12 protein-coding genes are annotated in these 14,838 nt (G+C 41.1%); 5 read left to right on the top strand and 7 right to left on the bottom strand.

The features are described from left to right. Positions 1-163: 163 nt before the first annotated feature. From VIM89_RS22740 to VIM89_RS22730, 3 genes are all read right to left on the bottom strand, one after another. Complete coding sequence (locus VIM89_RS22740) at positions 164-523, bottom strand: four helix bundle protein (protein WP_488158491.1); 360 nt, start codon at positions 521-523, stop codon at positions 164-166. An 86-nt stretch (positions 524-609) separates the two neighbouring features. Next, positions 610-1,317, bottom strand: coding sequence for an ATP-binding cassette domain-containing protein (locus VIM89_RS22735; RefSeq protein ID WP_488158490.1), 708 nt, complete (start codon positions 1,315-1,317; stop codon positions 610-612). A 348-nt stretch (positions 1,318-1,665) separates the two neighbouring features. Continuing rightward, positions 1,666-2,136: a hypothetical protein gene (locus VIM89_RS22730; RefSeq protein WP_488158489.1), complete on the bottom strand. Its 471-nt coding sequence runs from the start codon at positions 2,134-2,136 to the stop codon at positions 1,666-1,668. A 100-nt stretch (positions 2,137-2,236) separates the two neighbouring features. On the opposite strand from VIM89_RS22730, the gene VIM89_RS22725 reads away from it, so the two are divergent. From VIM89_RS22725 to VIM89_RS22715, 3 genes are all read left to right on the top strand, one after another. Then, positions 2,237-3,694 carry a glycine--tRNA ligase gene (locus VIM89_RS22725; protein ID WP_488158488.1) on the top strand — a complete coding sequence of 486 codons (1,458 nt, stop codon included), beginning with the start codon at positions 2,237-2,239 and terminating at the stop codon, positions 3,692-3,694. Between the two features lie 214 nt (positions 3,695-3,908). Continuing rightward, positions 3,909-6,152: a tetratricopeptide repeat-containing sensor histidine kinase gene (locus VIM89_RS22720; protein WP_488158487.1), complete on the top strand. Its 2,244-nt coding sequence runs from the start codon at positions 3,909-3,911 to the stop codon at positions 6,150-6,152. Positions 6,153-6,350: 198 nt separating this feature from the next. Next, entirely contained in the window at positions 6,351-8,624 is a 2,274-nt protein-coding gene (locus VIM89_RS22715) for a tetratricopeptide repeat-containing sensor histidine kinase (RefSeq protein ID WP_488158486.1), read from the top strand. 188 nt (positions 8,625-8,812) lie between these two features. Here the strand turns inward: VIM89_RS22715 and VIM89_RS22710 are convergent, their stop codons facing one another. From VIM89_RS22710 to namA, 4 genes are all read right to left on the bottom strand, one after another. Beyond that, a complete protein-coding gene (locus VIM89_RS22710) occupies positions 8,813-10,150 on the bottom strand; it encodes a M16 family metallopeptidase (RefSeq protein ID WP_488158485.1) in 1,338 nt (445 codons plus the stop codon). 16 nt (positions 10,151-10,166) lie between these two features. Beyond that, positions 10,167-11,480, bottom strand: coding sequence for a M16 family metallopeptidase (locus VIM89_RS22705; protein WP_488158484.1), 1,314 nt, complete (start codon positions 11,478-11,480; stop codon positions 10,167-10,169). 202 nt (positions 11,481-11,682) lie between these two features. Further along, entirely contained in the window at positions 11,683-12,102 is a 420-nt protein-coding gene (locus VIM89_RS22700) for an OsmC family protein (RefSeq protein WP_488158483.1), read from the bottom strand. Between the two features lie 117 nt (positions 12,103-12,219). After that, complete coding sequence (gene namA, locus VIM89_RS22695) at positions 12,220-13,284, bottom strand: NADPH dehydrogenase NamA (protein WP_488158482.1); 1,065 nt, start codon at positions 13,282-13,284, stop codon at positions 12,220-12,222. A gap of 181 nt (positions 13,285-13,465) precedes the next feature. Here namA and VIM89_RS22690 point away from each other — a divergent pair, with 181 nt between their 5' ends. Both VIM89_RS22690 and VIM89_RS22685 read left to right on the top strand, forming a co-directional pair. Then, complete coding sequence (locus VIM89_RS22690) at positions 13,466-14,278, top strand: cation:proton antiporter domain-containing protein (RefSeq protein WP_488158481.1); 813 nt, start codon at positions 13,466-13,468, stop codon at positions 14,276-14,278. Between the two features lie 38 nt (positions 14,279-14,316). Then, on the top strand, positions 14,317-14,664 hold the full coding sequence (locus VIM89_RS22685) for a hypothetical protein (protein WP_488158480.1): 348 nt from the start codon (positions 14,317-14,319) through the stop codon (positions 14,662-14,664). The last annotated feature ends 174 nt before the right edge of the window (positions 14,665-14,838 follow it).

The following is a 14,838-nucleotide window of genomic DNA, read 5'->3' as shown; positions in this document are numbered from 1 at the left end:
ATGTTTTTGAATAAGGTTAATAACATCTAATATAAGAATAATTTACAATTACTTAATATTGGTTAATTCTATGAAAATATTATTTTAGTTGTTGGAGAAGTTGTAAAAGTTGTAAGTGTTGGAAATGTTTAAGAGTCGTAAGCTATATTTATGAGAGTTTTTATCAATTCTTTTTACTCAAAAAAGCAATATATCCATTTAACATACGATAGCATTCGTTGTATTTTCTTCGCAAATCCAGCAGTTGCTCCTCTGTTATAAGCTCTTCATCAAGAGCACAGATTAAATGATCAAGAACTTCATTTAGTGAACCTCGGGCATTCTTGCAAAATTTAAGATTATCCTCATAATGAAAACGCCCATGCCCTTCTGCTATGTTAGCTGTTATTGATCGAGAAGCCCGTTTTAACTGATCAACCAAGCGATATTTTTCATCTGCCGGAAAGTTTTTAATCAAAATAGAAATATCTTTTCTGAACTCTCTGCATTTTTGCCATGTTTCCAGATCCTCGAAGGTATTCATATGTTAAAGGTTTAGTTTTTGTGCATAGTTAAAAATCTTTTATAACTTTTTCAACTTCTACAACACCTATAACCTTTACAACTGCACTATAGATTTGTTAATTCTATAAATATATTCTCCAATGACTTACCTTTATTCTTACTCCGCAAATCATCCAACGAGTCATTAGCCACTATCGTCCCTTTATTAATGATAATTACCTGACTGCATACTGCCTCCACTTCCTGCATGATATGGGTTGACAGAACGATGGTTTTGGTTTTACCCAAATCACGTATCAATTGACGTATGCCGATCAATTGATTAGGATCAAGACCAGAGGTTGGCTCATCCAATATCAATACTTGCGGATCATGTAGAATAGCCTGAGCCAGGCCCACACGCTGACGATAGCCCTTGGATAACTGTCCTATTTTCTTATGCCGTTCGGGAGTTAAGCCCGTTTGCTCAATGATCTCATCAATACGTTTTTCGGGCTGATGGATTTTATGAATATTGGCAATAAATTGCAGCGATTCGCGCACATACATATCCGGGTAAAGCGGATTGCTTTCGGGAAGGTAGCCGATATTACGCTTCACTTCTACCGCCTGCGTTTCTACATCAAAGCCACATATGGATGCTTTGCCCGAAGTTTGCGGAATATAGCCGGTCAGTATTTTCATCGTAGTTGACTTCCCGGCCCCATTCGGACCAAGAAAACCCAGCACGCCGGGCGACGCACTAAATGAAATACCATCAACAGCCTTTTGCGAGCCGTAAACTTTAGTCAATGATTCAACGCTGATGCTCATGCTTCAAATGTAGAAGATAGATTTGAGATATGAGATATGAGATTTGAGAGAAATTAACGTTGTCATTCTGGGTTATAAAATCCGCGGCCTCTAAAGGTGAAATGACATAAGAGCGTTGTCACCCTGAGCCCGTCGAAGGGTAAGCGGGCAAGGCCATACCGCACCGCACTTCGACAGGCTCAGCGTGACACCCATGCCAAACATGTCATGGGTAGCGAGAGCGAAGAATCTAAAAACGGGATTTGATAAGTTCCTTTAACAGAAAATGAATCCTAGTACACAAATGCGTTCAATAAAGATATGACTCGCGACAGATGCTTCGCTATCGCTCAGCATGACAAGTGGGGGTTACTGCAGAATGCCATCTAATCCTGAGACTTCGGTAATTATCCGATCCTTGCTTTTAATGGTGAAGTAAATAACAATGGCACTACCTGCATCGCGCTCCAGTCGACCGGCTTTGAATGTGTACATATTATGATCCTCTGCAAGGCCATTCATGCTTTTAAATGCTGTTGTAAAGTGCGGCATTACTGAAATTACCGGTTTGCTGAACTTTAATAGGATACGTGTGTTTGTTAGTGGACCGGTTTCTTTATTACCGAAGTAAAGTGTAGTTATATAATTATTTGAGGAATCTTCTCTTTGTAGTGACTTAACAAGGAATAAATGGCTCTTTAAATTGCCGTTGACTAATACCCTGGCAACTATAGTTTTACCATCCCGGTCATAAGCATTGTATTCTTTTGGGGATGATTTATCCTGGGCAAAGACTATTACAGTGCACAGTAAAAGAATAGCTGTGATTAAATTTCTCATAGTCGGTTAATTGGCAATATAAAGTTACTTAAAAAGCATAAATAAATCCGAAATCGAAAATCCGGCATCCGCAATCAAAAAAATATATCTTTGCGCTGTTATGAGCATACCAACCGACGAACTTTTTAAGAATGTAATATCTCACGCCAAAGAATATGGCTTCGTATTCCAGTCAAGCGAAATATATGACGGTCTGAGCGCTGTGTACGACTACGGTCAGAATGGTGCCGAGCTGAAAAACAATATCAAAACCTACTGGTGGAAAGCCATGGTGCAGATGAACGAGAATATCGTTGGCATCGATTCAGCCATCTTTATGCATCCAAAAATCTGGGAAGCAAGCGGTCATGTTGCGGGCTTTAACGATCCGATGATCGACAATAAGGACTCTAAAAAACGTTACCGTGCCGACCAGTTACTTGAAGACAGAATAGCGCAATATGACAATGAAAATAAAACCGATCTTGCTGAAGAGCTTCAGTTAGAAATGGACAAGGCGCTGAAAAGCGACGACCTGCCTCGTCTGCGCGAACTCATCATCGAGCATAATATTACAGATCCTATCGGCGGTACTGCAAACTGGACCGAAGTCCGTCAGTTTAATCTAATGTTTAGTACACAAATGGGCGCTGTGGCAGATGATGCTGATGTGATCTATCTTCGTCCTGAAACCGCACAGGGTATTTTTGTTAATTACCTGAATGTACAAAAATCAGGCAGGATGAAGATTCCTTTCGGTATTGCGCAAATTGGTAAGGCTTTCCGTAATGAAGTGATCGCACGTCAATTCATCATCCGTATGCGCGAGTTTGAGCAAATGGAGATGCAATTCTTTATTCGTCCAGGTTCACAAAAGGAATGGTTTGAACATTGGAAACAAACCCGCTTGAAATGGCATTTGGCTTTGGGCACCTCTCCTGCCAAATACCGCTTCCACGAACATACCAAGCTGGCACACTATGCCGATGCCGCTTTCGATATCGAATTTGAATTCCCTTTTGGCTTCAAAGAAGTAGAAGGTATCCATAGCCGTACTGATTTTGATTTGGGCCAGCACCAGAAATTTTCTGGCAAGAAATTGCAGTATTTCGATCCGGAGATCAATCAAAACTATGTGCCTTATGTAATAGAAACATCTATTGGTTTAGATCGTATGTTCTTGCTTACCCTTATCAATGCATATGAGGAAGAAGATCTAAGCACAGCAGAAAAGCAAGATAGCCGCGTGGTTTTACGTCTTCATCCTTGCCTGGCGCCTGTAAAAGCAGCTATATTCCCGCTGACCAAGAAAGATGGTCTCCCTGAAAAAGCCCGCGAGATCATGGACAAGCTGAAGGTTGATTTTAATCTGTATTATGAAGAGAAAGACGCCATCGGCAAGCGTTATCGTCGCCAGGATGCAATCGGTACGCCTTTTTGCATCACGGTCGATCATCAGACTTTAGAAGACAATACTGTAACCATCCGTTACCGCGACACTATGCAGCAGGAACGTGTTCCTGCTGATCAGTTACAACGGATCATCGGCGACCTGGTAAGCTGGAAAAACGTCTTATAATCATAAAACTATAAGTTTCTGTGAACGAGCCCGGTAATTAACAACCGGGCTCTTTTGTTTTGTTGATAAATAGGTGAACCCATTACCTTGCTATTACCGTATAAGCACAATGTTTAATCAATAATTAAAAACAGATGGGTAGTCGAGAGAAAACTACCTCTTATAAATTGTGATGTTGGGAAGTAATTAATGCTTCTGGTAATTAGTAAAAAAATTGAAGGCCCCCATAGTTTTTATTCTTTTATTTTCCGCCTTAAACGGGTTTTCCTGTTCACTGACAAATTCAAGCAATTGTCAGCATGCCGGCAATAAAAAAACCGACAGCCTGAGAAAAATAGCCACGGCAGGCCTAAACGGTCACACCTTATCTGTTGATACTGCAACTATCAACCTGGTCAATAGACTGGCTGCCGAGTTTATCGAAATAAAGCCGGATAGTACTCTATATTATGGTTACAAGGCAATTGCCTTATCAAAGAAAACCAATTACAAAGCAGGCATTGCCAACGGCTTAATACAAACCGGGCACGCCAACTATTTTAAGGGGCGCTTTGATCAGTCAAAGGCTGAGCTTAACGAGGCCATTTCTATTTACACCAATTTAAATGACAAGAATGGTTTAAGCAACGCCTACATGGTTACCGGCCAAATGTATAATATGCAGGCCGATTATAAACAGGCGCTTTATTATCTAAACCTGGCACGTAGTATATACGAACAACAGAATAACAAGCATGACCTGCCCGTGTGTTACAAAAACATCGGCATGGTTTATTTTGGACAGGGGCGCCATTCAGCCGCACTAGATTATTATTACAAGGCACTTTTTGTTGAGATCGAGCAGCATAATCAATCAGCTACTGCCGATATTTATAATAACATTGGCGACGTTCTGCAAAACATGCGGGTGTACCCCAAAGCGCTCGATTATTACAACAAAGCTCTTGAAATAGCCCAGCATACGCACGACCTGCTTGAAATCGGCACAGCGACGGAAAATATCGGCGAGGTACTGCTGGCGGAAAAACAATATGACAAAGCGATCACCTACCTATCCAAAGCGCTTCATATTGCCGTAAAGCAGGATGACAAGGATGGAATCAGCTATATCTCTGCGGATTTGGGTCTGTGTTATGCCAACAAAGGCCAGTATGACTTAGCATTAGGCTATTTCAATACCGCATTAGAAACTGCAAGTAAATACAATATCGTTTACGATAAAACTTATGCATTAGTAGGTTTTGCCACGCTTTACAACCTGCAAAAGGATTACAAGAAGGCTTATGATTATGCATCTTCGGGCCATAAACTAGCTGAGCAAATTAATAATATTTGGTTTAGGGCAAACGCTGTTTTTGAGTTGAACAAAGCATTGGCTGGTCTTGGAAAATTTGAAGAAGCGCACAAGTTTTCCATGGAGTATATAGCGCTCCAGGACAGTTTAAACAATGATGAAAATATTCAGAAAATCACTTCTTACAACCTTGAATACGAGTTTGCAAATAAGCAGCATAAACTCATTGAACAGCAAAAGGAAAAGGATGAATTGTATGCTCAGAGATTAAAGCAGGAAAGGATCAATTTATTCTTTCTTAGCACTGTTTTATTAGGGATGATTGTGATAGCCGTTGTTTATTATAAGGGGAAACGCCGCCAGCAAAAGATCAATGCCGTTCTCAAAGAAAGAAACAATGAAGTTATCCGTCAAAAGGCTGACCTGGATGAGCAGGCCATTAAACTGAATGATCTGAACCATCTGAAAGATCGCCTGATCGCTGTTTTGGCACACGATCTAAGGGCTCCGCTCAGCACTTTACGCGGACTTTTTGCTTTGCTGGAAGATGATACCCTGACGTACGAACAATTCCTGGAGCTAATCCCACAGGCATTAAGGAAACTGGAATACACTTCCGACTTCCTGGATACCCTGTTATTCTGGATAAACAGCCAGATGGATAATTTTGACAGCACCGACAAGGCTTTTCTTATCAAAGATGTAGTTGCTAATGAAACCACTAATTATGGCGAACAGGCTGCGTTGAAAGGTATCAGATTGATCGATAATGTTTCGGATGATATTGTGGTCGCTGCTGATCCTAATTCTATCCGAATTGTGGTACGTAACCTGATCACCAATGCTATTAAGTTTTCCCGTGAAAATGATACCATCACCATCAGTACCCGCTATCCTGATGATGATCATATCGTGATATCAATAAAAGATACAGGCGTAGGAATGCCGAAGCAACAGCTTGACAAATTATTTAAAAGTAAAGTGGATAGCGGACATGGTACAAATAACGAATCGGGTACAGGAATGGGCTTATTGTTCTGTAAGGACCTGATTGAAAAATGCCACGGCAAAATATGGGTTGAAAGTCAACCCGGTTATGGAACAGAATTCTTTTTTACACTACCATTGGGAAATCTTAATGCAGAACCCGTAATGGTACCGTAAAAATGAGCTTCTGATGCTGCAGCTCATGCTTATTGTCTGTACAATTCAATAAGACCGAGAAGCAGTTAATTTTTTTAAGCCAGAATAAAACAAATTAACAGTGTGCCTCCGTATAAAAGGTAAATAAATGCATTTTAGGCGATTACCAGCAATCTTGTCGTCTTTTTTGTCATGTTTATACAGGTTAGTATACATTAAATGTCACTATCAGTCATCAAAAGTTTCAGATATTTTTTAATTTTCATTCTACTATTAGCCGGGATAGATCTGTCGGCTGCTACGTATGTCCCTTACAACTCGGGGACTTACAACCTTGCTAATCTTAAGGTTGACAGCCTGCGTAATTTATTGGCTACTTCAAAGGAAAATCCAACTGATACATTAACCATTAACCGTATAAATAAACTAGCTGCCGAGTTTGTCGATGTAAACCCTGATAGCACCTTATACTATGCCAAATTAGCCATCAACAGGTCGCTTACAGTGAAGTATAAAATGGGGATTGCCGACGGCTTGGTTTCAGAAGCAAGGGTTTACGCTTTGAAAGGCAATTACGATGCAGCCAAGAAGAACTTTAATGGGGCAAGGTTACTATATACCAACATGAAAGACGAGGCTGGTCTTGCCAATTGTTATATAGAAGCCGGCCGCATGTACAATAATATTGCTGATTATAACCTTGCATCAGGTTACTTTCAGAAGGCCCTGGATATATACAAGAAGTTAAAAGACGAAAATGGCATTGCATACAGTTACCATAATATCGGGATGCTTTCTGATAACATTGGTAAATCGTCGCTGGCACTTGATAATTACTTCAAGTCACTTGCTATCAATTTAAAGCTGAATGATAAGCTTTCCTCAGCAAAGGATTACAACGATATTGGCATAATTATGCAAAACATGGAGTTGTATCCAAAATCAATGGAGTATTACAAGCGTGCGATCAAGATATGGCAGGAATCGAAGAATGTACAGGGTGTGAGTACCGCTTATGAGAACATGGGCGAGATCATGATAGCCGAAAAGAAATATGATGATGCCATCGTCTACTTAAACAAATCGCTAAAACTTACCAAACAACTTGATGACAAAAATGGTCTGAGCTCTTTATATGCTGACTTTGGCCTATGTTACGCTCATAAGAACCAATACGATGTTGCTTTAAATTATCTTGCTCAGGCTTTAAAAATGTCGACAGATTTTAAAATCGAGATTAACAAAGCTGTTACTTACGTAGACTACGCTATAGTTTATAATCTTCTGAAAGATTATCAGAAAGCTTATAAATACGCTGTTATGGCAAACGATTTGTCGAATAAATTAGGAAGCCTTGCCAGTAGGACCAGCGCTTCGTTGCAATTGAGCGAAGCACTTGGAGGCTTAGGCAGATTTGAAGAAGCCTATAAAGCCCAAAAAATGTATGTAGAGTTAAAAGACAGCCTGAAAAGTGACGAAAGCGTACGCAAGCTGACATCATTTAACCTGGAATCAGCCTTTAACGAGAAGCAGCGTATACTGGCAGAACAACACCAGCGCCAGGATGATCTGTATCAGCAAAAAATACAAAGACAGGGTTTATTGAGCGCTATTTTCTTCCTTATCATCCTGGGTATGGCTGCAATCCTGATCGTTTACTATAAGGCTAAGCTGAAACAGCAAAAGATCAATACAATACTCGAAGATAAAAACGCGGAGGTAATTCAACAAAAATCGGATCTGAATGAACAGGCTCATAAACTAAACGACCTGAATAATCTGAAGGACAGATTAATTTCGGTATTGGCGCATGACCTGAGGGCTCCGCTTAGCACATTACGTGGCCTGTTTGGCTTGCTGGAAGATGATACCATATCGCACGATCAGTTCCTGACCATGATACCACAGGCCCTTAAAAAGTTGGAATATACTTCCGACTTTTTGGATACCCTGCTATTCTGGATCAATAGCCAGATGGAGAACTTCGACAGTTCGGCGAAAATGTTCCCGGTTAAGGATGTTATTTCATATGAAGTAAGCAACTACACTGAACAGGCAGCAGAAAAAGGCATCAAACTGATGGATAATGTATCCGAAAATATTACCGTGGCAGCCGATCCTAATTCGATCCGCATTGTTACCCGTAACCTGATCACCAATGCCATCAAGTTCTCGCGCAAGGATGATACTATTGTGGTAAGCGCCCATCAGAAAGATGATAACTTCATCCTGATATCGGTTAAAGACAGTGGCGTGGGCATGACTGAAAAACAGGCGAATAAGCTATTCAAAAGCAAGGTTGATAGCGGAACCGGCACAAACAATGAATCCGGAACTGGAATGGGGCTGTTATTCTGTAAAGACCTGATCGAAAAGTGTAACGGAAAGATATGGGTTGAAAGCACCCAGGGCCATGGCACTGAATTCTTCTTCACCCTGCCAATCGGTATAGTTGGCACCATAAAAGAAGAGGAGCCGGTTTTTGCTTCCTGACTCCTCTCCTCGCAGTAATTTTTCTTAATCTTTTAAAAAATCATGTCATTTCGAACGAACTAGCTGTGGAATGTGTGGTCGCCGTGAGGAGAAATCTTATACAATTTGATAGCGAACTATGTATGGCGTATAAGATTTCTCTTCGCCCCAAAACACTCCCCTCACCGCTCATCGAAATGACAAAGTGACTAATTATTTACGCCGCCAACACCTTTATCAATGGTGCCATTGGTGTATTTTAACGGATCAACCTTCTTAGGGTCGCCCTGGTATACCCAAACTATATTGCCGATATATTTACGGAAAGCATCGCTTACCTGTTCGGCGGTCAACTTCTTCACGTCGTCAACCAGCGAATATGACCGGCGCCAGTTATTGAATATAATTTCATTGGTTGCCAATGATGCAGCCTGTGCTGAATTGGTTTCCTGGCGATAATAGAAACCAGTAAGGTAAGTTACCTTCATATCAGCCACTTCTTCTGGCTTAAATCCTTCTGTTTTGATCTTGTCAACCAGTCTGTCAAATACCTCTATATATTTATTTGGCTGTGTGGTTGAAACTGAAAACTTGGCAACCGAAGTAGCTCCATAATTAAACCATGCCTGAGGCGCATATGATAATCCGTTATTGGTACGCACATCAAGGAAATGACGGTTGTAAAATATACGCATCGCCACGTTAAAAGCGTCAAAATCCGGAGTGCCGGCTTCGGGTCCGCCGGTAATACCTTCTACATAGTTGGTTGCCAGGTCACGTTGCTCAGCGGAGAATGAATTTTTGTAGATTCTAAAATCTTCCTTTTTCAATTCAAAAGGAGCGCCTTGTTTTATACCATTCAACAGCTGACTTACTTTTTGCTCGATAATGGTTCTGTCCAGATCAGCCACGATCACGATCAGCATACGTGACCTGGTCAGGATCGACTTATAATAAGCCTTCGCTTCGTCAGCAGTAATCTTATTGATATTATCTACTGTACCATTGGGATCTTTAGCATAATCACGACCTGCAAATGCTACCCTATTGGCATATTTATCGATAGCTGCATCCGGTCGGCCTTCGCTTTGTTTAAGGCGGTTGATAGCATCCTGCTTAACGCGGGCAAACTCTTTTGCGTCAAAAGCCGGTACGGTCATCATTTCAGCGTATAGCGGCCAAACAGTTTCAAAGTCACCTTTAATACAGTTCATTTTCACAATAGAATAATCCTTGCCGCTGAAGCCATACACATCAGCCCCCACTTTATCCAGTTGGTTTTTGAAGCTGTTCTTTTCGTGCTTCATTGTACCGCATTCGGCCAATGAAGTTAATGCCAACGACTCGATACCTGTTTTATCAGCAGCATAGTTGCGTACACCGCCTTTTATGGCAGTTTGTATCTCAACAATATCATTTCCGCTTGGCTGAACGATAACTTTCACCCCGTCAATGGTCATGTCATAGGGTTTTGCCTGTTGCGCTTTTACTGTTTGAAGGTTAAATGCGGCAACCCCGATAAGCAGTATAAATATTTTCTTTTTCATGATGATCAGTTTAAGGTTATTTGGCTGCAAAGAATGAACCGGCGTTTAACTGTTTATTTAATTCAGGGTTGATGATCAGACCTGCAACCATAGGTTTACCTGCAATATATTTCTTGATATACTTTACAATATCCTCGCGGGTTACTTTCTGGTAGTTATCGTCGTTATCGGTAAAGTAATCCAACGAAGTACTGCACCAGTTATAACTTACCTGGCTTGGTAAACTCGATGGCTTCTCCATGTTATGAATCCGGTTACGCAGCAAAATGGCTTTTGCATCGCTTAACTGTTCGTCTGTAAAATAATCGGGATTTGCAAACTGGCTTACCTGGTTTATTATCTCCGCATAGCACTCTTTCAGTTTATTTGGATTAGGTGTCACAAACATATCGATAGGTCCAACATACTTACAGGTACTATAGTTAAACGAAACGCCCGACGCCAGACCTTTATCAACCAATGCCTGCTGTAATTTTGATGAATTTAAACCCAATATAGTTGAAAATACATCAGCAGAAATAGTAGAAGCAGAATCCGTCAGGTAAGACGGTCCCTGCCATGAAAACAGCATTTCCGGTGTTTGGGCAATCGTGGTTTCCTTTACAAAATAGTCATTTTTCTCAAGCGGCTTAAACGGTGGTATCGGGTATTTCTGGATCGGGTCAAAGCCACTGTTTTCCCAATCGCCGAATATCTTTTCGGCCAGTGCAAAAGCTTCTTCGTGTTTCACATCGCCGCAAATTGTCAGCAAGCTATTGTTAGGGAAATAGTATTTGTTCTTGATGATCATCATCTTCTCAGGGGTAGCTGTATTGATTACCTCGTGGATACCGATAGGATTTTTACGGGTAATCAGATCGCCCCAAAGATGCTGCTGCACATTATACCACAATTGAAAACCCGGATCGCTTTCTGCGCGCTGGAACTCACCGTCAACTACCGGGCGTTCTTTTTTCATATCTTCTTCACGGTAGATCGGGAAACGGATAGCAGCATTCATGAATTTCAATCCTGCTTTCAGACTGTCACGGTCGAATGTAAAAAAGTAGTTTACACGCTCTACGTTGGTGGTGCCGTTCCAAATAGCGCCTAATTCCTGTGTGCGCTTCAGGAATTTTTCCTGGTCAGGATAATCCCTGTTTGCCTTAAAGAACATGTGCTCAAACAGGTGCGACAGACCGCTGTACTCCGGACCTTCAGTATAGGCTCCATTTTTGACAGCGATCTCAATAGTGGCCAATGGCACCTTGCTGTTTTCAATCACGACAACTTCCAATCCATTTGGAAGCTTTTTCCAGTAATATCCCTTTGGCAGCCGCGGCTGTGCCATTGTTTGAAATGCCAGTAAGAAAAGGGACGCCGCAAATAGTAAAAATTTTAGTCGATTTGATATCATACGATGCAGTTTAGATGATAAGACTATAAATATACTATTTACGTTACGAAATGATATATGCCAATATCACATTTTATTTCAAATAAAAAGGGAACCCGAAACGAGATTCCCTTTCTAAATAATTGAGTGTCTATTATTAAGCGTACTGAACGTTCAAAGTAATTGGCACGCTCAGTGCTTTCGAAATTATACAGCCTGACTTAGCGCCTTCAGCTATCTGTTTAAATTTTTCTTCTGACACGCCATCGATCGGTGAGCCTTTGATTTCAAGATGAATACCGTTAATTACTAAAGCTTGCAGATCCAGATCAAGGATGGCTTCGGTTTGCAGATCATTTGCGGTGTAACCGGCCTGGGCTAAAGCTGCGCTAACTGCCATGGTAAAGCAACCTGCATGAGCTGCTGCTATTAATTCCTCAGGATTGGTGCCGATGCCATCGGCGAAGCGAGTTTTAAATGAGTACTGTGTGTTATTTAAAATGGTGCTTTGGGTGCTTATTTCTCCTTTGCCTTCCATTAAGTTGCCGTTCCAATGGGCTTTTGCTGTCCTTTTCATAGTTGGTTCTTTGTTTAAAGTGTGAATGTAATTTGATTGAATTAAATTAGTTGTAAGTGCATGTTAACTTATTCCATATTTAAGTCCCTCTCTATTGGAGAGGGGTTGGGGTGAGGCTTACCACTTTGCTCTTTCATATTGAACCGGCCATTTGATTTCATAACCGAGTTTGTGTGCGGCACGCAATGGGAAATATGGATCGCGCAACAGCTCACGTGCCAGCAATACCATATCAGCCTGACCACTTTTAATAATTTCATCAGCCTGTTCCGCTTCTGTGATCAGCCCAACTGCACCTGTCATAATTCCGGACTCTTTGCGAATCCGCTCAGCAAATTCAACCTGGTAGCCAGGCTTTAAGGGTATCTTTGCCAATATATTTCCACCTGATGAGCAATCTACTAAATCTACACCGGCTTCTTTCAGTTTCTTAGCAATGTTGACTGAATCATCGGCATTCCAACCGCCTTCGGTCCAATCAGTTGAGGATATACGTACAAACAATGGATTCTCAGCTGGCCAGCTTTCTTTTACTGCGGCTACGACCTCTAATAACAAACGTACACGATTTTCAAACGAACCGCCGTATTCATCAGTACGATGATTGCTCAAAGGTGAGTAGAACTCATGGATGAGATAGCCATGTGCGGCGTGTATCTCGATCACCTTAAAACCTGCTTTAAGTGCTCTTACCGCTGCAGCTTTAAAATCGGCTTTTATTTTTTCTATGCCTGCTTTATCGAGTCTAAGCGGGGCTTCTTCAGTTTCTGAAAATGCTACCGGGCTTGGTGCTACTGCTTTCCAGCCATTTTCATCGCTTGATGGAATTTGTTTATTACCTTTCCACGGTACTTCATGACTGGCTTTGCGACCTGCATGTGCCAACTGTACTCCGGCAACCGCACCATGCTCATGAATAAAACCGGTGATCTGCTTTAGTTTCTCGATATGTTCGTCTTTCCATATCCCCAAATCGCCATAACTAATACGCCCTTCCGAAGAGACAGCAGTAGCCTCAGTAACAACCAACGCTGCGCCACCAACAGCACGACTTCCAAGATGCACCAGATGCCAGTCATTGGCAAAGCCGTCAACCGACGAATATTCGCACATGGGTGATACCGCAATACGATTCCTGAACTCTGTGTTTTTTATTTTAAGGGGAGAAAATAAGTCAGACATAGGTGTGTTTTGTGCAAATATAGGTTAACTAACACGGAAGGCAACCTCATAGTTTTGTAAAATAAGAATGACGGCATCAAATGGATATTCACCTGAACATTTATGCTATTTCAGAGTTTAAATAGCTAAGTAAATTCGTATTTTTAAATTAAAACAGCCCCTAACTAAAGCCGACTCGACTTTGACCACGTACACTACTCTCATCATTTTAAGCGGACTGGTAATTTTTTCATACCTGTTTGACCTCCTCGCCGGGAAAACCAAAATACCATCGGTATTACTGCTATTGTTTCTGGGGATATTTATTAAGCAGTTGGTAGACTACTTCAATTTCAAAACGTTTGATTTTACAAAGGTATTGCCGGCACTGGGAACACTCGGACTGATACTGATCGTTTTTGAAGGCGCACTTGAGCTTAAATACAGCAAGGAAAAGAATGCTATTATTAAAAAGACCTTCTTTTCGGCATTGATCACACTGCTGCTTACCTGTGCCTCCATCACGTTTATGATCAGTTATCTGACGCATCAGAGTTTTTATCTGTGTTTTGTAAACTCTATCCCTTTTTGCGTGGTGAGCTCGTCTATCGCAATCCCATCATCGGCGGGTATTAGCAAAGCCAAACGGGAATTTATTATTTATGAATCTTCTTTTTCGGACATCCTTGCGATCATCCTTTTCAACTTTGCCATCAGTAACACGCAATTTGATGTTTCAGCCTTTACCGGACTTGGAGTTGAGCTGCTTATCATCCTATTATTTGCAGCGTTGTCATGTGTTTGCCTGCTTTACCTGATCGGTCGAATTAAACACCATATCAAATTCTTCCTTATTATCTCACTGATCACCTTAGTATATGCGATAGGCCAATCTTATCACTTATCAGCATTGATCGTTGTATTATCATTGGGACTATTCCTGAATAATGCCGGACAAATACGTCTTCCGTGGTTCCGGAAATTCTTTTTGTATCCTACTTATGCTTTGAGCTGAAGCAGCTATTGCAATTGTCGGGTGAAAGCGCTTTTGTAATGCGAACCTTCTTTTTCGTACTATTTGGCTATTCAATGGATGTATACCAGTTGGAAAATATTTCCATCCTTATCATCGGCGGAGCGATTTTATTAGCGATATATCTTATCCGTTTTTTATACATTAAGCTGGTATCTAAGATTGAGATGATGCCCGAGTTAGTGTTGGTACCCCGCGGATTGATCAGTGTACTGCTCTACTATAATCTGCCTAAAGAATTAAAAATAAAAGGTGTTGAAACCGGGTTATTATTTGTGGTAATCCTGGGCACGAGTATTATCATGAGCCTGGGGCTGCTTATCAGCAAAAGGGAAAAGCACGTGGAAACCCATCCTGATGTTACTTAATCAAATTTATCTTCCCGTCTAACCAATAGCACTTCATCACCATCCAAAGGCAAATAACCATACTCATAACAGAAGTGGTAAGTTTTACCATTCTGAGTTTGATAGGTGCGGGTATGGTATTCAAAATTATAGCCTTTTGCGGCCATTTTTTTCTGTGTGGTTTTGGTTTTACCA

The sequence above is a fragment of the Mucilaginibacter sp. genome (genome assembly GCF_036568825.1).
Lineage (GTDB): Bacteria > Bacteroidota > Bacteroidia > Sphingobacteriales > Sphingobacteriaceae > Mucilaginibacter.
The sequence above is the reverse complement of the archived record's forward strand: the minus strand, read 5'-3'. Positions and strand labels throughout refer to the sequence as shown.

Excerpts from the sequence above, each read along its gene's own strand:
- VIM89_RS22740 (WP_488158491.1), bottom strand. The coding sequence starts at position 523 with ATGAATACCTTCGAGGATCTGGAAACATGGCAAAAATGCAGAGAGTTC.
- VIM89_RS22735 (WP_488158490.1), bottom strand. The coding sequence starts at position 1,317 with ATGAGCATCAGCGTTGAATCATTGACTAAAGTTTACGGCTCGCAAAAG.
- VIM89_RS22730 (WP_488158489.1), bottom strand. The coding sequence starts at position 2,136 with ATGAGAAATTTAATCACAGCTATTCTTTTACTGTGCACTGTAATAGTC.
- VIM89_RS22725 (WP_488158488.1), top strand. The coding sequence starts at position 2,237 with ATGAGCATACCAACCGACGAACTTTTTAAGAATGTAATATCTCACGCC.
- VIM89_RS22715 (WP_488158486.1), top strand. The coding sequence starts at position 6,351 with ATGTCACTATCAGTCATCAAAAGTTTCAGATATTTTTTAATTTTCATT.
- VIM89_RS22710 (WP_488158485.1), bottom strand. The coding sequence starts at position 10,150 with ATGAAAAAGAAAATATTTATACTGCTTATCGGGGTTGCCGCATTTAAC.
- VIM89_RS22705 (WP_488158484.1), bottom strand. The coding sequence starts at position 11,480 with ATGGCACAGCCGCGGCTGCCAAAGGGATATTACTGGAAAAAGCTTCCA.
- VIM89_RS22700 (WP_488158483.1), bottom strand. The coding sequence starts at position 12,102 with ATGAAAAGGACAGCAAAAGCCCATTGGAACGGCAACTTAATGGAAGGC.
- namA (WP_488158482.1), bottom strand. The coding sequence starts at position 13,284 with ATGTCTGACTTATTTTCTCCCCTTAAAATAAAAAACACAGAGTTCAGG.
- VIM89_RS22685 (WP_488158480.1), top strand. The coding sequence starts at position 14,317 with ATGCGAACCTTCTTTTTCGTACTATTTGGCTATTCAATGGATGTATAC.